17 protein-coding genes are annotated in these 17666 nt (G+C 65.3%); 5 read left to right on the forward strand and 12 right to left on the reverse strand.

The genetic code is table 11. From position 1 onward, the window contains the following. The first annotated feature begins 151 nt into the window (after window positions 1-151). On the forward strand, window positions 152-1081 hold the full coding sequence (locus NTZ26_00405; protein ID MCX6558948.1) for a diacylglycerol kinase family protein: 930 nt from the start codon (window positions 152-154) through the stop codon (window positions 1079-1081). On the opposite strand, the gene NTZ26_00410 is transcribed toward NTZ26_00405, so the two are convergent. The 4 genes from NTZ26_00410 to NTZ26_00425 all read right to left on the reverse strand — a co-directional run bounded on the left by NTZ26_00410 (window position 1065) and on the right by NTZ26_00425 (window position 3276). After that, window positions 1065-1715: a DUF429 domain-containing protein gene (locus NTZ26_00410; GenBank protein MCX6558949.1), complete on the reverse strand. Its 651-nt coding sequence runs from the start codon at window positions 1713-1715 to the stop codon at window positions 1065-1067. The two genes, NTZ26_00405 and NTZ26_00410, sit on opposite strands and share 17 nt — an antisense overlap. A 148-nt stretch (window positions 1716-1863) precedes the next feature. Next, complete coding sequence (locus NTZ26_00415; GenBank protein MCX6558950.1) at window positions 1864-2274, reverse strand: OsmC family protein; 411 nt, start codon at window positions 2272-2274, stop codon at window positions 1864-1866. Further along, window positions 2264-3043 carry an RNA methyltransferase gene (locus NTZ26_00420; GenBank protein MCX6558951.1) on the reverse strand — a complete coding sequence of 260 codons (780 nt, stop codon included), beginning with the start codon at window positions 3041-3043 and terminating at the stop codon, window positions 2264-2266. Before NTZ26_00420 ends, NTZ26_00415 begins: the two co-directional genes overlap by 11 nt. A 65-nt stretch (window positions 3044-3108) precedes the next feature. After that, window positions 3109-3276, reverse strand: a complete 168-nt coding sequence (locus NTZ26_00425) for a DUF6132 family protein (protein MCX6558952.1) — start codon at window positions 3274-3276, stop codon at window positions 3109-3111. A 531-nt stretch (window positions 3277-3807) separates the two neighbouring features. Here NTZ26_00425 and NTZ26_00430 point away from each other — a divergent pair. The 4 genes from NTZ26_00430 to NTZ26_00445 are packed head-to-tail and all read left to right on the forward strand — an operon-like array spanning window position 3808 to window position 9258. Continuing rightward, complete coding sequence (locus NTZ26_00430; protein ID MCX6558953.1) at window positions 3808-4347, forward strand: DUF2284 domain-containing protein; 540 nt, start codon at window positions 3808-3810, stop codon at window positions 4345-4347. A gap of 54 nt (window positions 4348-4401) precedes the next feature. Next, complete coding sequence (locus tag NTZ26_00435) at window positions 4402-5733, forward strand: NAD-dependent malic enzyme (protein ID MCX6558954.1); 1332 nt, start codon at window positions 4402-4404, stop codon at window positions 5731-5733. 39 nt (window positions 5734-5772) lie between these two features. Next, window positions 5773-8067, forward strand: coding sequence for a hypothetical protein (locus tag NTZ26_00440; protein ID MCX6558955.1), 2295 nt, complete (start codon window positions 5773-5775; stop codon window positions 8065-8067). A 21-nt stretch (window positions 8068-8088) separates the two neighbouring features. Further along, window positions 8089-9258 carry an MFS transporter gene (locus NTZ26_00445; GenBank protein MCX6558956.1) on the forward strand — a complete coding sequence of 390 codons (1170 nt, stop codon included), beginning with the start codon at window positions 8089-8091 and terminating at the stop codon, window positions 9256-9258. Between the two features lie 508 nt (window positions 9259-9766). On the opposite strand, the gene NTZ26_00450 is transcribed toward NTZ26_00445, so the two are convergent. The 8 genes from NTZ26_00450 to NTZ26_00485 form a co-directional block, all read right to left on the reverse strand. After that, window positions 9767-10123 (reverse strand): DUF1667 domain-containing protein, encoded by a 357-nt coding sequence (locus NTZ26_00450; protein MCX6558957.1) that lies wholly within the window; start codon window positions 10121-10123, stop codon window positions 9767-9769. Beyond that, the gene (locus NTZ26_00455; protein MCX6558958.1) at window positions 10116-11375 is read right to left on the reverse strand and encodes an NAD(P)/FAD-dependent oxidoreductase; all 1260 of its coding nucleotides are present in this window, start codon (window positions 11373-11375) and stop codon (window positions 10116-10118) included. Before NTZ26_00455 ends, NTZ26_00450 begins: the two co-directional genes overlap by 8 nt. Then, a complete protein-coding gene (locus NTZ26_00460) occupies window positions 11372-12871 on the reverse strand; it encodes an NAD(P)/FAD-dependent oxidoreductase (protein ID MCX6558959.1) in 1500 nt (499 codons plus the stop codon). The genes NTZ26_00455 and NTZ26_00460 overlap by 4 nt, the downstream gene beginning before the upstream one ends. 69 nt (window positions 12872-12940) lie before the next feature. Beyond that, a complete protein-coding gene (locus NTZ26_00465; protein ID MCX6558960.1) occupies window positions 12941-13948 on the reverse strand; it encodes a hypothetical protein in 1008 nt (335 codons plus the stop codon). Between the two features lie 52 nt (window positions 13949-14000). Then, on the reverse strand, window positions 14001-14423 hold the full coding sequence (dut, locus tag NTZ26_00470; protein ID MCX6558961.1) for a dUTP diphosphatase: 423 nt from the start codon (window positions 14421-14423) through the stop codon (window positions 14001-14003). A 134-nt stretch (window positions 14424-14557) separates the two neighbouring features. Beyond that, window positions 14558-15259, reverse strand: a complete 702-nt coding sequence (locus NTZ26_00475) for an anaerobic ribonucleoside-triphosphate reductase activating protein (protein ID MCX6558962.1) — start codon at window positions 15257-15259, stop codon at window positions 14558-14560. Then, complete coding sequence (locus NTZ26_00480) at window positions 15238-15504, reverse strand: hypothetical protein (GenBank protein ID MCX6558963.1); 267 nt, start codon at window positions 15502-15504, stop codon at window positions 15238-15240. Before NTZ26_00480 ends, NTZ26_00475 begins: the two co-directional genes overlap by 22 nt. Then, window positions 15504-17579, reverse strand: coding sequence for a ribonucleoside triphosphate reductase (locus NTZ26_00485; protein MCX6558964.1), 2076 nt, complete (start codon window positions 17577-17579; stop codon window positions 15504-15506). The genes NTZ26_00480 and NTZ26_00485 overlap by 1 nt, the downstream gene beginning before the upstream one ends. Between the last annotated feature and the right edge of the window lie 87 nt (window positions 17580-17666).

Genomic DNA, 17666 nt, shown 5'->3' on the forward strand with positions numbered 1-17666 from the left:
TTGGGACTTCAAACCGGATTGTAGCCCAACCGGCCTGGGAAAGAAACCCGGGCCAGGGAAGGTTTTCTCCATTCGTGCGTCTAATGGAAGAGGGTTGGTTTGTCTAAATCGGCCGCTCGTGGTAAAAATAGGGTTTAATCAGGATTGGATGATGCCCCATCGAAAGCCGTCTCCTTACGTGGCCGGAAAGCGGGTCGTCGTCGTTGTCAATCCCCACTCGGCCCGCCAGAAGTGGCGCCGATCGCCGAAAGTCCGCGCTTACTTGAACGCCCGCTTCCCGGGCCGGGTCTACGACCAATTCGCCGGCAAGGCCGAGATGATCGAGACGGTGGCGCGGCTCAGCGCCGAAAACGACGTCATTCTCGGGCTGGGCGGGGACGGCACCTTGGCCGACATCATGCAGGGCATCGTCAATGCCGGCCGCCAGGCCGACGTCCTGATGGGCATCATCCCCTTCGGCAGCGGCAACGCCCTACGCAAATCCCTGCGCATCCCCAAACAGGCGCGGGCCGCGGTCAAGGCCTTCTACCGCGGCCGGCCGCGGGCCATCGACCTCATCGACGTGGACGGCCGGGTGGCCAGCTTCGTCAGCATCGGGGCGACGGGGATGGTGACGCACCGCAAGGCCCAGATCAAGATCCCGGGCCTGGCTGGCCATCTGCTGGCCTCGACCCGGCTGGCCTGGCATCCGCGCGAGTACTTCGAGATCGAGCTCTTTGACGGGCTCGACGATGCGGGCGAAGTTTTCGTCCACAAGATCCTGCGGCTCAAGATCTTTGATTGCATCGTCAACAAGACCAATCACTTCGGCTACAACTGGGTTATCGCCCCCAAAGCCAAAATCGACGATGGCTACCTCGACGTCACCCTCTTCGACATCCGGGCCTACAACTACCTGGTGAATTTCCCCCTGATCTACCTGGGCTACTACCAGAAGATCCTCAAGCACTTCAAGGCCCGCCGGGTGGTGATTCGGGGCGAGATGCTGCACGCCCAGTACAACGGCGAAATCCTGGAACCGCGGCGCGAGCTCGAGCTGAAGGTCCTGCCCAAGGCCATCCGCGTTATTCGCCCTCGCTGAGCGCGGGCAGCAGGATGGCCCCGGTCCGGAAATCTCCCAGAACCTCGGCCCGGCCCAGAAGGTACAGGCGGCCGACATAAGCACCCGTGGCGGCGTCAAGCTCGTGCTCCGACATCTCCGAGGTCAGCCCCCGCAGCCCCAGCCGGGTCAGCCCAACCCGCAGACCTCGCCGATCGCGGCGGGCCCGGGGGATGTCCCAGACGTCCTGCGCCCCGCCGGGGTACATCTCCAAAGACCGAAAACCGGCCCGTTCAAGGCGTTTCTTGAGGGCCATGCCACGCACGGTCAGGCCGCGCATCGGGCCGAGGGTGATCGGAAAGAAGGGGATTTTGCGGGCTTTGAGCTCCAGGTCACAGGGACGGTAATGAGCGCCGTTGCGGTCGTCGATCGAGCGGCGGCCGGGAGGCAGGTGGAGCGGTGCATCGATAACCACCAGGTCGGGACGGCCGGCCTTGACGAAGGCCAGGATCTCGTCATCCCCGCCGAGCTCGGCGGTCGTCGCGGTCATCGTCCGCAGGAGGCAGGCTCCCGTGGGGCGCGAGGGGACGCCGGCCAAGTCGAGCCCGGCGACGACGATCGGTCCGCGGCGGCGGCGCGGAGGGGGCGCCGAGGCGGCGGCGGGCCGATGCGTCATGTCCCCTCTCCGTTGCCCATCGGCGCTCAATCTATCGCGACGGTGGACCCAAGTCAATCCGGGACCGGGGCCTGCCCGAACGCCGCGCCGGGAGGCGCGGGCCCGTCGGCCGCCGGGCGTCCGGTCGCGCGGCCGGGACGCGGCGGACTCAGGCTTCGGCGATATGGGAGGTGATTTCGAAATCCGGCGGAAAGGCCAGGTGGGCCTTGACGGCGCATTTGTCGGCCGCTTTGATCACGGCCTCTTTGTATTTGGCCGGGAAACCGGCCGGCAGATGGATCTCGATGCGCACCATCTCTATGAGCTTCGACTTCGGGCCCCGCTCCATGCGTTGAACCAGGGTGATCCCTTCGGTCGGAATCTTCCGCTCCTGGCAGAAGGCGAGGACATAATAGCCGGCGCAGGTCGCCAGGGACGCCAGAAACAAGTCGAACGGAGAAGGGGCGGCGTTTTCACCGCCGGCGTGGACGGGCTGGTCGGTCAGGATGGAAAAACCCCGCAGGCGGGCTTCCACCCGGCTTCCGCCGGGCAATGTGACGAGAATCTCGTTATCGGTCATGGTCGGACTCCTTTGGGTCGGAATTCACTCCCTTGGCGAACAAGGCCAGCAGGAACCGCCGGTCGCGGGCGGTCATCGCCAGCCGGCCCAGCAGGTCGCGGGTCAAGGCGGAGATATGAACTTTGTTGCCGGCATGGATGAAGCGCTTGGCTTCGAGCTGCCGGAGGATGAGGTCGATGGCGGCGTCCTGCTCCGGCCGCGGCAAGGGCGGCCCGGCATTGCGGCCCGGCTCGCCTCCGGCCGGAGGCGCCCCGGAATTGAAGAACGTGAAGAGCGTCAAGAGCACGGCCGCTGCGAGGTTGTAGGAGGGCTGGCGTCCGGCCTGGGGGATGGTGAAGACGCAGTTGGCCCGCTCGATCTCCTCCGCCGTAAGCCCGGTCCGCTCGTTGCCGAAAAGCAGGGCGACCGTCGTCCCCGGCGGCTGCCCGCCGATCATCCGGGCCGCCTCGTCCAGGCCGACGACGGTGGAATGGCGCCGCATCCGGGCGGTGGAGGCGAGGACGATCTCGCGGTCGGCCAGGGCCGCCTCGAGGGTCGGAAAGACCTTGGCCTGTTCGAGGATGTCCTCGGCGTGGACGGCGGTCTTGCGCGCTTCGGCCGGGAGAGCCCGGCGGCTGACGATCCGCAGGTCGGCGAAGCCCGTGTTCTTCATGGCCCGGGCGGCCAAGCCGATGTTCTCGGAGCTCTCGGGCCGGCAGAGAATAACCGAAGTCCGGGACGGCAAACCGGGCCCGGAAGGAGCGAGCAGCGGAACCGTTGGTCGGGCCAATTCTGAACCTCTATTTGGATTCTATTCTATTTCCGAGCCGAGAGAAACGGGAGCCCGGCGCGGACTCAGCGGCCGAACCCCGAGGCCGCAAGACCCCCGATGAGGGCCCCATAGAGCACGGAGCGAATGGGGTTGGATGTCAGCAGGCAGACTCCCGATCGGCAGCCGACCAGCTTGTAGTAGAGAAACCCGACGACGGCGCCGGCGGCGATGCCGATGAGAGTGATAAGCATGGCTTTCCTTCCGAGAGAGAAGTGATTCTATATATTCGTTATTTTTTATATAACATATTTAGAATACTGTCAAGTCTCTTTTCCCCAAATACTCGCCCAATTCGGGGGAGGGCCGTTCGGGGTATCGTCCCGGCGGCTTCGGGCTTTACTCGCCTTTTCCCACAGCTCTCTTCGGCGCCTCCAGCGCTTCGCAGTCCTCGGAGGGACGCCGCTCCGACCGTCCCCGCGAGGGCGGAACTCCGCATTCGAGATCGTGCGGTCTTGGAGACCGCCCACTCCGTTTCGATCCCGCTAGATAGTCGCGTGCTCAAACAGCCCTCGGCGCCTGGCCAGAGCCAGGTTCCCTCAGAGAGCTATGGAAAAAGGCGCCGCCCTTGCGATTTCGCCGTTGGCCGACACCCCGAACGGCCTTAGTCTCCCCGGGATTGGGCGACGGACCTTTCTTTCTTCCATTCGGGACCGGCAGCTGATTTGACGCGTTTGTCGAATGGACTATAATTAGCCAAAATTCACGAAACAAGGACGCCGGACATGCCCGAACGCAAGCGACTCGAAACCCTATTTGAGAAGAACGGCTTTTTCGATTATCGTTGGCTCGACCCGGCCGGGATCGTTGTGGCCCAGTGGGTCCGGATGAAGTGCCTCTACGGCTGCCCCGATTACGGCAAGGCCGCTTGCTGCCCGCCCAACACCCCGTCGGTGGCGGAGTGCGAACGATTCTTCAGGGAGTACAAGCAAGCCGCTATATTCCACTTCGAGAAGGCGGTCGACAAGCCGGAGGACCGCCACGACTGGAGCCGCGGCATCAACGGCCGGCTCTTGGATCTAGAGAAAGAAGTTTTCTTGAGCGGCTTCGTCAAGGCCTTCCTGCTGCCCATGGACAGCTGCGGCGTCTGCGCCTCGTGCGCGGGGATGAAGACAGGCTGCAAGGATCCCAAGCGGGCCCGGCCGTCGCCGGACGCCATGGCCGTGGACGTCTACGCGACCATCCTACGGGCCGGCTACCCCATCGAGGTTTTGGCCGACTATAAAAAGACCATGAACCGGTACGCCTTTCTGCTGATCGAGTAGCCCCGCCCGAACGGGGCCGCGAGGAGCATCGCCATGTGGTGGGAAGAAAAAATCATGCGCACCTTCCGCTGCCGACTGCGGCAGGTGCCCGGGACCTTGGGCCGCTTCCTCTCCCGCCTGGGCGAGGCCGGCGGCGATGTCGGCGAGATCCGCGTCCTGCGCCAGGGCATCGGCCAGGTCGAGCGCGATATCGTCGTCTTCGCCGACTCGCCGGCCCACATGGACCGGCTCATCGCCCTGGCCGGCGGCGTCGCCGACGTCGAGCTTCTCGAAGTCCGCGACGACGTACTGGAGATGCACCAGGGCGGCAAGATCGCCATCCGGAGCCGCTACAAGATCGACAGCCTGGAGGTCTTGCGCAAGGTCTACACGCCCGGTGTGGCCGAAGTTTGTCTCAAGATCAAAGAGGACCCCTCCCTGGCCCGCCGCTACACCTGCATCCGCCACTTTGTGGCCATCGTCACCGACGGGACCGCCGTGCTCGGCCTGGGCGACATCGGGCCGCAGGCGGCCATGCCGGTCATGGAAGGCAAGGCCAGCCTGATGGAGACGCTGTGCGGCCTGTCGGGCGTGCCCATCCTTCTCTCGACCAAAGACGTCGACCAGATCGTCGAGGCGGTGGTCGCCATCGCCCCCACCTTCAGCGCCATCCAGCTCGAAGACATCTCCGCCCCGCGCTGCTTCGAGATCGAGCGTCGCATCCAGGAGCGGGTGGATATCCCGGTCATGCACGACGACCAGCACGGGACGGCCTGTGTGGTCACCGCCGCCCTCCTCAACGCCGAGAAGGTCGCCGCCCGGAGGCCTTTGGCCGACAGCCGCATCGGGGTCATCGGCCTGGGCGCCGCCGGAATGGCCATCTCCAAGATGCTGATGTTTCTGACCGGCCGCCCGGTGGCCGGCGCCGATCTTGCGGCGGACGCCCTCGACCGCCTGGCCAAGGCCGGCGGCCGGCCGGCCGGGCTGGCCGAGATCATGGCCTCCTCGGACGTCATTGTGGCCGTGACCGGAGCCGCCGGGTTGATCAAGCCGGACATGGTCCGGCCTGGTCAGATCATCCTGGCCCTTTCCAACCCCGCGCCCGAGATCGAGCCCGACGCGGCCCGCCAGGCGGGTGCCGCCTTCGCCGCCGACGGCAAGTCGGTCAACAACGTCCTCGGTTTTCCCGGCATCTTTCGCGGCGCCGTGGACGCCAACGTCCGGCAGATCACGCAGGACATGCTGCTCGCGGCGGCCCGAGCCATCGCCGACACGGCTCGCCCCGGCGAGATCGTCCCCAGCCCGCTCGAGCGCACCCTGCACCCGAAAGTGGCCCGGGCCGTGGCCCGGGTGGCGCTGGAGAAGGGCCTCAACCGGGATGATCTGACCGGCTATTTCGACGACTGACCGCCTAAGCTTTCTCGAGCTCCTTCCTAGGGGGTTGCCATGAAGAGACGCGAAGCCCTGAAGACGCTCCCCTTGGCCGCGGCGGGGTGGACGCTGTCCGCCCGGGTCGCGGGCGCCGGTCCCGCCAGGGCGGCCGCTCCGCCGTTGCGGGCCGAGGTCAAGGCCTTCCACGGACGTCCCGTCCTTCATCTCAACGGCAAGCCCGTCTTCCCGGCCATCAGCTGGGTTTCGGGTCCGCGGCCCGACGGCTGGGACTTCGCCCGCCAGGCCCGCATGAACAGGGAAACGGGCATCCATGTCTACGCCTTCGACGTCGGTAAAGGCGTCGAATGGATCGGCCCGGGAACCTCGCCCCAAAACCCCTATGACTTCTCGACCCTCGCGGCCCGCTTCGGCCGGGTCCTGGACGCCGATCCCGAGGCCCTCTTCCACCTGCGGATCTACCTGGAGACGGGCCACGACGATTGGTGGGAGCGGGCCAACCCGGGCGAATGCGAGATCCTATCCGACGGCCGCCGCAACGGCCAGTCTTTCGCCTCGACGGTCTGGCGGCAACAGGTCCGGGATTTCCTGACCGCCTATGCGGCGGCTTTGAAGAAGGCGGGGCTGGCCGAGCGCGTCCTCGCCTACCAGGTCGGCGCGGGACATACGGGCGAGTGGGTCAAGGGCGAAAGCTCGATGCACGCGCCCTGCGGCGACTACAGCGAACCGATGCGGCGGCATTTCCGGGCTTGGCTGCGCCGGACCTATGCGGAGGACGCCGCCGCCTTCCGCCTGGCTTGGAACGATCCGCGGGCTTCGTTCGAGACGGCCGAAGTTCCCGGAGCTGAAGCCCAGCTAGCGGCCGGAGGCTATATCTTCCGCGATCCCCGGACCGAGCGGGCCGTGATCGACTATTTCCAATGCCTGGCCGAGCTGTGCGCGGACGCCGTCATCGACTTCTGCCGGGCGGCGAAAACGGCGTCGGGCGGGACCAAGCTGGCCGGCGCCTTCTATGGCTACGTCATGGACCTCGCCTGGAACGGCGGCTTCTTCCGCGAACGGCCGGACAGCGATTACTCGACTTACCAGCGCAGCGGCCACCTCGGCCTGCACCGCGTGCTCGAAGACCCGGCGGTCGACTTCCTGGTCAGCCCCTACAGCTACGGCTACCGGGGCATCGGCGGCGACGGCCCGAGCATGCTGCCGGCCGAGTCGGCCCGTCTCCACGACAAGCTCGTCCTGATCGAGGACGACACCCGGACGCACGTCGACGCCGAGGATCCCCACTACGGCCGGGCCGCGACCCTGGCCGAGAGCACGGCCATCCTCCGCCGCAACCTGGCCCAGGACCTAACCCACGGGCAGGGGGCCTGGTGGGCGGCCTGGAAGATCGATCCGATCAAGGAGCCCGCTTTTCTGGAGATGCTGCGCGGCTTTCGGGGCCTGGGAGAGTTCGCCTTGGAGCTCGACCTCGCGCCCTCGGCCGACGTTGCCGTCCTCCTCGACGACGAGAGCTTCTTCTATGAGACCTGCCGCTACAACCTCGACATCCCGCTCATCTTTCAACAGCGGCTCTGGGGCCTGCCCAAGATGGGCACGCCGTTCGACACCTATCTCCTGAACGACTTCATCGGGGGACGGACGAAGCCCTACAAGCTGCTGGTGTTCCTCAACCCCTTCCGGCTCGACGCCGGGCGGCGCCGGGCTCTGGCGGCCAGGCTCGCGGGGAGCGGCTCGACGGCGCTCTGGATCTACGCCCCCGGATACATCCGGGACGATTGTTCGACGGACCACATGCGGGAGCTGACCGGGATCCGTTTCGGCCTCGGCGAACAGCCCTGGGGCCCGCTCGTCCATATCACCGACGGGGCCCATCCCATCACGGCCGGCCTCCCCCAGGACCTGGTCTGGGGCACCAACGCCAAGCTGGCGCCGCTATTCCATGTCGACGACCCCGAGGCGCGCGTCCTCGGCCAGGTCGTCTATTCGCAGGGCGACTGCAAGCCGGGCTTCGCCGTGAAACCGCAGGCGGGCTGGACGTCCGTCTACTCGGCGGCGCCGAATCTCCCCGCCCCCGTCCTGCGCGGCATCGCCCGCTTCGCCGGGGCCCATATCTACGGCGAGGACGGCGACGTCCTCTACGCGACGCCGCAGCTACTCGGCCTCCACACGATCACGGGCGGGCGCCGGACGATCCGCTTGCGCGGTCCGGTCGAGATCGTCTACGACCTCTTCGCCCGCCGCGTCGTCGCTCAAAATGCGGCCGGATTCGAGATCGAGACGGCGCCTGCGTCCACGGCGCTCTTCTACATGGGGTCCGCCGGACTCCTGGAAAAGCTCCCGCGGGCGTGATAGAGTCGGTCCTTCCCGGCCATGAAAAAGAAGATTCTGCTCTCCGCCTCGGTCTTCCACGCTCTGACCGATGCCGCCACCGTCATCACGCCGACGATCTTCCCGATCCTCTACAGCCAGGGCTTCCTGATCACCCGCTATTCCCAAATCGGATTCCTTTCCAACCTCGGCCTGCTCGTCACCCTCATCCTCCAGTTCCTGGCCGTCCGACTTTCGTTCCGCCATGAATACCGGCGGCTGCTCCTGATCAGCGGCCTGGGCATCTGCGCGGCCACGGCGCTGGTTCCGTTCGCCCGCACTTTCCTCGGGCTCACGGCCGCTTTCCTGCTTTTGCGGGCCGCCACCAGCTTCTACCATCCGGTCGTCATCGCCTGGGTCTCCAAGTCGAGGGAAGGGGCGGGCCGGGAGCTGGACGATGCCATGGGCATCCAGAGCGGCTCGGGCAACGTCGGCGTCATGCTGGCCTACCTTTCAGTGGGATTCCTGGCCCAGCGCTTCGGCTGGCAGGTCTCGCTGTTCGTCTGGGCGGCCCTGGGGCTCGGCCTGGTCGCCCTCGGGACGCTGACCCTGCGGGGCGTCTCTTCGCGCAACGAAGAAAAGCCGTCTCTCGGCGCCCGGTCCTGGGCCCGCTCGCTCCGATCCATCCGCCGGTTCATCCCCGGATTCTTCTTCGGCGGGATGGGCTGGTCGGTGACGGTCTATTACGCGCCGTCCCTGCTCAACCACAAGTTCGGCATCCCCATGGGGCGGACGGGACTCATCCTGGCCCTCTGGATCGGCCTGGGGACGATCACCGGCTACGGCTACGGTGTCTGGAGCCGCCGCTTCGGGCGCAAAAACGTCTTTCTGGTCAGCCTGGGCGGGGCCGCGGCCTGCCTGTTCCTGATCGGGCTCTCGCCCCATCGGACGCCGGCCGTGCTCGGCCTCATCGGCTTCGGCGGCTTCCTGCTGATGACCTACCCGTCACTTCACACGTTCGTCGGCTCGACTGTGCCCGCCGCCGGGCAGACCCAGGCCTTCAGCTGGGTCTCGAACATCCAGCTCATCTCGGGCGCCCTCGTCTCGCTCGTCTCGGGATTTCTCTCGGACGCGCTGGGCATCCATTTCCCGTTCCTGCTGACGGGTGTTCTAACGATCGGAATCCTGCTTTTCTATCTCCCCCGCGGCGCCGAATTCTTCGGCGCCCAATAAATAGGGGGACAGTATACGTAATCCCCTATTTAATTATTTATGCTCAAGTATTCCATCGGGGCAATCGGCTTTGATGCAACGCTAAGTCGCCAGAAATAATTAGGATCATCTCCAATCTCCGGGAGACATAAGCGGTTCGGAGTGTCGGCCAACGGCGAAACCGCGAGGGGACCCAACGGGCGCCGAGGGCTGTTTGAGCACGCGACAATCTAACGAAATAGAAACGGAGTGGGTGGTCGCAATATCCGGGAGATCTTGAATGCGGAGTTTCGCCCTCGCGGGGACCGTCGAAGCGACGTCCCGACGAGGACTGCGAAGCGCTGAGGCGCCGAGCGGATTAGCGTAAAAAGGAGTGGTGAACCCGCGCCGTCCTCGCGAGAACCGTTGAAGCAACTGTCCTGGCGAGGACTATCAAAGCGTTGCCGGGGCGACACTTCGGACCGTGTTTCCCGGGGATTGGAGATGAACCAATAATTAGGGGGTTACGTATGGTGTCCCCCTATTCTTCCTATTCATTAATCGTGCGGGTGGCGATGACGTCGACGCCCGAGCCGAGGACATCGGAGATCAGAACTTGGCCGCGCCGCACAGGAGGCTCGGGCCGGAGGCCGGAGATGGCGTCCAGGATCGGAAAGATCCGGTCGCGCGGGACGGGTCCGCTCAACCGGACCGAGACCATCCGGGTCGCGTTTCCCTTCACGGGGACGGACGTGGCCAGATTCCGGCGTGGATCGCGGATCTCATTTTGGGCAAATTCGACACCCTTCTCACATTCGTTGCCGCGGATCTCGAGCCGGCCGTCCGCCTCCCCGACCTCCAGCTCGCAGCCGGCCGGGCACTGGATGCAGGTCATCTTGTCAATCATGTCCGCCGACCTCGATGTCCTCCTCGATGGGGCCCTTGAGGAGGATCGTCTGCATTTCCGAAGGAATCGCGCGGGCGAGCCGCCGCCCGCCGCAGCGCCGGCCGGTCTCGACTCCGCGGGCTTCCACTTTTAGGCCGCGGACCGGGCGGGCGACGCGGAAATGGACCGTCACATCCCGCGCGCCGCGGTGGACGGCTTGGGGGAGGGCATAGCGGAGATACCCGGCGGCCGAAACCCGTACGGTCTCCGCCAAGGAACGCAGGCCCAGGACGTATTCGGCCGCGCGCCGCCCGGCCGCCAGCCCCTCGGCCGCCGCCCAATCAGCGATGTCGTGGATATGGAGCACATTGCCGCAGGAGAAGATGCCCTCCACCCCGGTCATGAACGTCTCGTCAACGACCGCCCCGCCCGTAAGCGGCGACAGCGCGATCCCGGCCCGCTTGGCCAGCTCGTTCTCCGGGATCAGCCCGACCGAAAGGAGCAGCGTGTCGCAGGGGACGATCTCTTCCGTCCCAGCCACGGGCATGAGCCTCTCGTCGACCCTGGCTGTAACGACGGCCGAGAGCCGCTCCCGGCCCCGGATCTCGACCACCGTCCGCGACAGCTCCAGGGGGATGCCGAAGTCCTTGAGGCATTGGCGGATGTTGCGCTCCAGCCCGCCGGGCCAGGGCATGATCTCGAACACGCCCTTGACTTTGATGCCCTCAAAGGTCAGCCGGCGGGCCATGATCAGCCCGATGTCGCCCGAGCCGAGAATGACCGCCTCACGTCCGATCCGGATGTTCTGGAGGTTGACCAGGGCCTGGGCGCTTCCCGCCGTCAGAACACCGGCCGGCCGCATACCGGGGATCTCGATCATATCCCGCGTCCGCTCGCGGCAGCCCATGGCCAGGACCACCGCCCCGGCCCGGATCAGCCGGTAGCCGTCCGGCGCATTGAGGCGCAGGAGCCGGTCGGGACCGAGGTCGAGGACCATCGCCCCGGTTTGAACGGCGATGCCCTCGCGCTCGACATCCTCGGCCAGGCGCTCGGCGAATTCGGGACCGGAGATCGACTTCTTATACAGAAAAAGTCCGAAGCCGTCGTGGACGCATTGATTGAGGATGCCGCCCAGGTTCCGGTCCCGCTCGACGAGCAGGACGTCCGCCGCCCCGGCCCGCTTGGCGCCCAGCGCCGCCGTCATGCCGGCCGGTCCGCCGCCGATAACGACGACGTCCCTCTTTTCAACGGCGGGAAGCATCCCGGCGTTCACGGCTTGATCCTCCCAAAAAACATCCGCGATTCCCCACCGCGCTTGCTGATCCTGTCCAGGGGCACCCCTTCCTTCTGCAATATTTCGACAATCCGGGGCCCGCAGAATCCGCCCTGGCAGCGGCCCATGCCGCAGCGTGTCCGCCGCTTGAGGCCGTCCATAGTCCGGACGCCGAAGGGGTTGCGAAGCGCAGCCTCGACCTCGGCCCGGGTCACGTGCTCGCAGCGGCAGACCATCTCGCCCCATTTCGGATCGGCCGCTGCGTGCGCCGCCCGCTCGGCGTCGTCCAGGCGCGAGAAATCGGGAGGGGCGGGCCGGTCCGGCTTGAAGTCGGACTTTTCGGCGAGGTCCCTGTGCGCCCCGATCATCTCGACGACCCGACGGGCGATGGCCGGGGCTGCCGTCAGCCCGGGCGACTCGATGCCTAGAAGGTTGATCCACCCGGGCCGCCGCCCGCTCTCCTCAATGACGAAATCCGCCATCAGCGACGCGCCGCCCGGGGCGATCAGCTTGGGCCGCAGGCCGGCATAGCTGTGAATGAACGGGAAGCGCCGCAGGCTCGGAACAAGATCGAACGCCTCGGCCTTGAGCTTGTCCATGACGGCCCGGGTGGAGGCGGTGTCGCGCTTGTCGCCGACGGCCTCCGAGCTTGGGCCGAGCAGGACGTTGCCTTCCAGCGTCGGCGTGATGTGAACGCCCAGGTAGGAATCGTCCCGCGGCGGGACCGGATAGACGGGCATCGACAGCGCCGCTCCCGCCTCCCTGTCGGCGATGAGGTACTCTCCCCGGAAGGGAAAGACGCAGTAGCCTTCGATCCCGGCCAGGGCGGCGACTTCGTCGGCGAACAGCCCGGCCGCGTTGACCACCCGGCGCGCGGTCACGACGTCGCGCGGCGTCGTCAGCCGGAATCCGTCCGTCCGGCAGCCGACCGACGTCACCGGCGCATCCAGGGCCACCGCGGCCCCGTTGGCGACGGCGCTCTCGGCCAGCGCGATCGTCAGTTCGTAGGGCGAGATGATCCCGGTACGGGCCGACAGCAGGGCTCGCAGGCCTCGCACGCCCGGCGCCAGCCGCTCGATGCCGGCCCGGTCGACGATCTCCAGCCCCGGGACGCCGCTCCTCTCGCCCTGGGCCAGAAGCTCCCCGAGCCGCGGAAAATCGCCCTCGGATAGGGCGACCACGAGCTTGCCGGTCAGGCGATGGGGCACGCCAAGCCGGGCCGCCAGACCGTAGATCAGCCCTAGGCCCTCGACATTTAAACGGGCCTTGAGCGAACCCGGCGGGACATTGAATCCGGCGTGGATGACCCCGCTGTTGGCCTTGCTGATCCCCTCGGCCAGGTCGGACTCTTTCTCCAAAAGGCAGATCCGCAGGTCGAAGCGTGAGAGCTCCCGCAGGACGGCGCAGCCGACCACCCCGCCGCCGATGACGGCCACGTCGTAGATGGCGCCGTCGAACGGATCAGGCGACGGGGAGGGAGGTTTCGTTTCGTGCATGGGGCTGCGAAGGGGGAAATCATATCAGATCGATCCGGGGCCGCCAACCGAAGGCGGCGGCTGGATCGATCAAGCCTTAACGGGGCCTTTCCGCTTGAGGAGCCCGGCGCCGAGTCCTGCGGCGATCGCCAGCGGGAAGAAGGCCAGGCCGAAGAAGACATACGCGTCGCGGGCGTAGATCAGGATCAAGTAGGCGTAGATCCAAGCCCCCAGAACAAGCAGCCAGCCCCGGCGGCCCAACAGTCGGAATCCGGCCGTGATCAGGCCGCCGGCGACGAACGCAACCAGCGCCGCTTGGAGATCCTTGGTCGTCGCCAGGACGGCTCCCGCCCAGGCCAGGGGGACGAGAATCCAGATCTTTTTCCGCGGCCGGGTCAGAATAACGCCCGCAGCCAGCAAACCGATCAAGACGAACCCGGCGTGGGCGGCGGCTGTTCCCGCCTTGGCGAACGGCGGCCGGCCTTCGGCCAGGTTCCCGATCGTATTCATCATCCTCTTTTCCATAAAGAAATACACCGGGTCGAGAATGATCGTCATGGGAATCTTGGCCCAGATCTTGACCGGCCCGGCCGCCATGCTCCTGATCAGCACACGCGTTCCCCCGATTCCCTCCGCCTCCATGACGAAGGGACCCCAGCCGGGGTTCAGAAAGAACACCCGGCCCGGCTCCAGGATGTCGAAGGCCCAGCCGTTGGCGCCGGCTTTAAGCGCACCGAATTGAAGCGACCGAACAAATTCGCGGTCGGGACGATTCTGCCACTCCGGGACGATCCGGAAATCGTTCCTGATGCCGGCCAGGAACATGTTCTCCATCCAGGTATAACTGTAGTAGCCGGAGCGCCCGATGCCGAGCTGGACGAACCGCTCCCAGACCTTTTCCGGCGGAGCCCCAATCGTCAGGGCTCGGGTGCACTGGTACTCGATCGCGGCCGGCGTGACATCCGCGGGAAAAACACGCGCGGCTTCCTCCGCGGTCGCACCCCAGGTTAAAAACGCGGGCCGGACCAGGCCATAATACGCAGCCAGCCAGGCGGTCAGTAGAACCAGACCGCCGAGCCAAAACGATCTTTTCTTCATCGCCTCACCTAGCTTTCCGAAGGCCTCGCCCCCGTCTTGATCCGACGACCGCCTAATATAACCCCGTACTGCCGAAGCCGCCCTCGCCGCGGCTGGTATCGTCGAGATCGTCGGCCTCAACGATCGTAGCCTCATGGACGGGCTGGATGAGCATCTGGGCGATCTTCATCCCGACTTTGATCTCGAACGCGGTTGCACCCAGGTTGATCAGGACGACCTGGACCTCGCCCCGGTAGCCGGCGTCGACGACACCGGCCAGCCGGTGGACTCCCTTAAGCGAAATGCCGCTCTTGTCCCAAACCAGGCCGACGAAGCCGCGCGGGATGGCCATTTTGATCCCGGTCGAAACGGCGAAGACTTCGCCGGGGGCCAGGGTGTGATCGACGGCCGCGTAAAGATCCATCCCCGCATCGCCCGGATGCCCGAAGGACGGGAGCTTAGCCTGGGGGACTATTCGTTTCACTCTGAGCTGCATATTCGCCTCTTTAAAGGACATTCAGATAGATCCCTCGCGGTAAAGTACCCGCTCGGGATGACGTTCTTGCACACTCATTCCTAGGGATGACATTTTACCTTATTCGTTCCTCGGGATGACGGATACGAGAAACACTAGATTCCCTCGATCCTGACTTCGCCGAAGTAGGGCTCGGCCACGGCGGCCATCCGCCGCACCTCGTCCCGTCCGTAGGGCCGGATCTTGCGGTAATCCTCGTCCATGGCGTTCACAGGCGAGAACTGCTGGATCTGGAAGACGGCGGCGCCCAGCATCCAGCGTCCGATGGCCTCGATGTCGGAGGCGTCGATCAGCCCCGGGACGACGGTTGTCCGAAGCAGATACGGCAGGCCCGAGGCCCGTAGGACTTCAGCGCTTTGGGCCACGGCCTCCGGGTCGGCGGACTTGGCGCCGGTCACCTCGCGGTAGCGCTCGGGGGGGGCCTTGACGTCCAAGGCCACCCGGTCGGCCAGACCGGCCTCCAGGACGGCCCGCAGCCGGTCCGGCCGGGAGCCGTTGGTGTCCAGCTTGACCAGCAGGCCCTTGGCCTTGAGGATGCTGAGGAAGCCCTCCAGATCATCCGTCAGCAGAGGCTCGCCGCCGGTGACGCAGACGCCCTCGAGCCAGCCTTTGCGGGCGTCCAGGTAGGCCAGGAACAGGTCCATCGGGATGTCGGCCAGGCGATCCGGCTGCAGGATCAGATCTGGATTATGGCAGTACGGACAACGGAAATTGCAGCCGGCCAGGAAGACAGTCGAGGCGATGAAGCCGGGAAAGTCCTTGGGGGCGAATTTCTCTAGGCCCTTGATCGCAACCACGCTTCGAAGTCCTCGCGGGTGTTGAGCACGGCCTCGACCCGGCCGCCCTCCATACACATCAGAGTCGGCAGGATGATCGAGCCCTTATCGTCCCGCACGACGCTCCGCAGGAAGTCGCGGATCTTCGTCCGGCCTTCCTTCAGAGTGACGTCATACTCCTGCTTGGCCAGGCCGCGCTCGGCGAAGAAGGCCTTCAGGGCATCGCACTTATGGCAGTTGGGATAAGTGAAGAGAAGATAGTCCATCAGGCGATCTGGGTGTAAGGGGTGCGGTCCTTGAATTCCTGCTGCTTGCCGTCGTTCCAAGTCCGGACCGGGCGCAGATAGCCGACGATGCGCGAGTAGACCTCCGTCTCCGCCCCGCAATCCGGGCAGCGCGGATGCTGGCCTTTCAGGTAGCCATGGCTCTCGCAAACGCTGAAGGTCGGAGTGATGCTGAAGTACGGGATGCGCGTCTCGGCGATCTTGCGGACCAGCTTGCGGCAGGTCTCGCCGTCGATGGCTTCGGGCAGGAAGGTGTGGAAAATGGTGCCGCCGGTGTAGAGCGACTGGACCGCCTCCTGGTGCTGCAAAGCCTCGAAGACGTCCCGGGTGGCGTCGACGTTCAGCTGGGTCGAATTGGTCAGGTAGGGGTATCGATCCGAGCCCGAGGTCACAATCTGCGGGTATTTCTGCTTGTCCAGCCGGGCCAGCCGGTAGGAGGTGGACTCGGCCGGGGTAGCCTCCAGGTTATAGAGGTTTCCCGTTTCCTCCTGGAACTCCTTGAGCACGCCGCGCATGAAGTTGAGGATGTCGACGGCGAAGGCCTGGCCTTCGTGTGTCGCGATGCCCTTGCCCAGGAGGTTTAGGGACGCCTCGTGCATGCCGCAGATGCCGATGGTCGAGAAATGGTTGTTGAAGTGACCCAGGTAAACCTTGGTGTAGGGCATGATGCCCCGCTCGAGCATATGGTTGACGATCTCGCGCTTGGCCTCGAGCGAATCCTTGGCCAGGCCCATCAGATGGCGCAGGCGCTCCTTGTACTCGTCCGGCGACTTGGCCGTGTAGCCGATCCGGTTCAGATTGATGGTCACGACGCCGATCGAGCCGGTCGAGTCGCCGGGGCCCCAGATGCTGCCCGGCCGGCGCATCAGCTCGCGCTGATCCAGGTTCAGCCGGCAGCACATGGCCCGGATGTCGCCGGGATTCAGGTTGGTGCCGATATAGTTCTGGAAGTAGGGAATGCCGTACTTGGCCGTGGCTTCGAACAGCAGCCGGGCATTGGGGCTGTCCCAGTCGAAGTCGGGGGTCAGGTTGTAGGTCGGGATGGGGAAGGTGAAGACGCGGCCTTGGTGATCGCCCTCAACCATCATCTCCAGGAAGGCCCGGTTGATCATGTCCATTTCGGGCTGGAACTCGCCGTAGACGGCGTCCAACTCCTTGCCCCCGACGACGACCTTCTTATCGGCCAGGTCGCGCGGCACGACCCAGTCGAAGGTCAGGTTGGAGAAGGGCGTCTGCCAGCCCCAGCGGGAGGGGACGTTTAGCCCGTAAATGAGCTTCTGGATGTCCTGCCGGACGCGGTCGAAGTCCAGCTTGTCGGCGCGGACGAAGGGCGCCAGCAGAGTGTCGACGCTGGAGAAGGCCTGGGCCCCGGCAAACTCACCCTGCATGGTGCCGATGTAGTTGACCATGTGCAAGGTGGCGGTTTCGAGGTGCTTGGCCGGGGAGGAGTGGATCTGATTGGGGACGTGGCCGAAGCCGCGTCGCAGGAGATTCTCGAGCGACCAGCCGGCGCAATAGCCGACGATGGGATAGGACAGGTCGTGGATGTGGAAATCGCCTTCCAGATGGGCTTGCTTGATCGGCTCGGTGTAGATCTGGTTGAGGGCGTAGGTGGAAAGGACCTCGCCCGCGACCCGGGCGTTGAGCCCGGAGAAGCTCATGGTGCCTTCGTTGGAGTTCTCCCGGATCTTCCAGTCCTGGTCGCTGATGTAGTCCTTGATCAGGCGCTCCAGGTTGAGCCCGGTCTGGCGGGCCTCGCGGATGCTCTTGTGCCGCTCGCGGTATAGGATATAGGATTTGGCCACCTCGTGGTAGCCGCGCTTCATCAGCACCATCTCGACCAGATCCTGAATCTGTTCGACGGAGGGTGTGGTATATCCGCCGAACTTCTCCTCGATGACGAAGGTGACGATATCGGAAACGGTCTTGGCCTGGCTGAAGTCGTCAATCCCTTGGGTCTTCATCGCCATAAAGATCGCGTTGGTGATCTTGTCCTGGGTGAAGTCCACGACAGACCCATCGCGCTTCTTAATGCGGGCGATGACCTTGGAATTCATCAGGGGCCTCCTCTCTCTTCCGCGGCCCAAGCCGTGCCCACTCCCAAGAAAAAAGCGTAAATCCCAAAGTCAATATTTTGTGGGTTC

This window comes from Candidatus Aminicenantes bacterium, from assembly GCA_026393855.1.
Taxonomy (GTDB): Bacteria; Acidobacteriota; Aminicenantia; order Aminicenantales; family UBA4085; genus UBA4085.

Bases quoted from the DNA above. Each gene is read 5' to 3' on its own strand.
- NTZ26_00430 (MCX6558953.1), top strand. From the start codon at position 3,808: ATGCCCGAACGCAAGCGACTCGAAACCCTATTTGAGAAGAACGGCTTT.
- NTZ26_00440 (MCX6558955.1), top strand. From the start codon at position 5,773: ATGAAGAGACGCGAAGCCCTGAAGACGCTCCCCTTGGCCGCGGCGGGG.
- NTZ26_00465 (MCX6558960.1), bottom strand. From the start codon at position 13,948: ATGAAGAAAAGATCGTTTTGGCTCGGCGGTCTGGTTCTACTGACCGCC.
- NTZ26_00485 (MCX6558964.1), bottom strand. From the start codon at position 17,579: ATGAATTCCAAGGTCATCGCCCGCATTAAGAAGCGCGATGGGTCTGTC.
- NTZ26_00415 (MCX6558950.1), bottom strand. From the start codon at position 2,274: ATGACCGATAACGAGATTCTCGTCACATTGCCCGGCGGAAGCCGGGTG.
- NTZ26_00405 (MCX6558948.1), top strand. From the start codon at position 152: ATGCCCCATCGAAAGCCGTCTCCTTACGTGGCCGGAAAGCGGGTCGTC.
- NTZ26_00450 (MCX6558957.1), bottom strand. From the start codon at position 10,123: ATGATTGACAAGATGACCTGCATCCAGTGCCCGGCCGGCTGCGAGCTG.
- NTZ26_00460 (MCX6558959.1), bottom strand. From the start codon at position 12,871: ATGCACGAAACGAAACCTCCCTCCCCGTCGCCTGATCCGTTCGACGGC.
- NTZ26_00445 (MCX6558956.1), top strand. From the start codon at position 8,089: ATGAAAAAGAAGATTCTGCTCTCCGCCTCGGTCTTCCACGCTCTGACC.
- NTZ26_00435 (MCX6558954.1), top strand. From the start codon at position 4,402: ATGCGCACCTTCCGCTGCCGACTGCGGCAGGTGCCCGGGACCTTGGGC.
- dut (MCX6558961.1), bottom strand. From the start codon at position 14,423: ATGCAGCTCAGAGTGAAACGAATAGTCCCCCAGGCTAAGCTCCCGTCC.
- NTZ26_00425 (MCX6558952.1), bottom strand. From the start codon at position 3,276: ATGCTTATCACTCTCATCGGCATCGCCGCCGGCGCCGTCGTCGGGTTT.
- NTZ26_00410 (MCX6558949.1), bottom strand. From the start codon at position 1,715: ATGACGCATCGGCCCGCCGCCGCCTCGGCGCCCCCTCCGCGCCGCCGC.
- NTZ26_00480 (MCX6558963.1), bottom strand. From the start codon at position 15,504: ATGGACTATCTTCTCTTCACTTATCCCAACTGCCATAAGTGCGATGCC.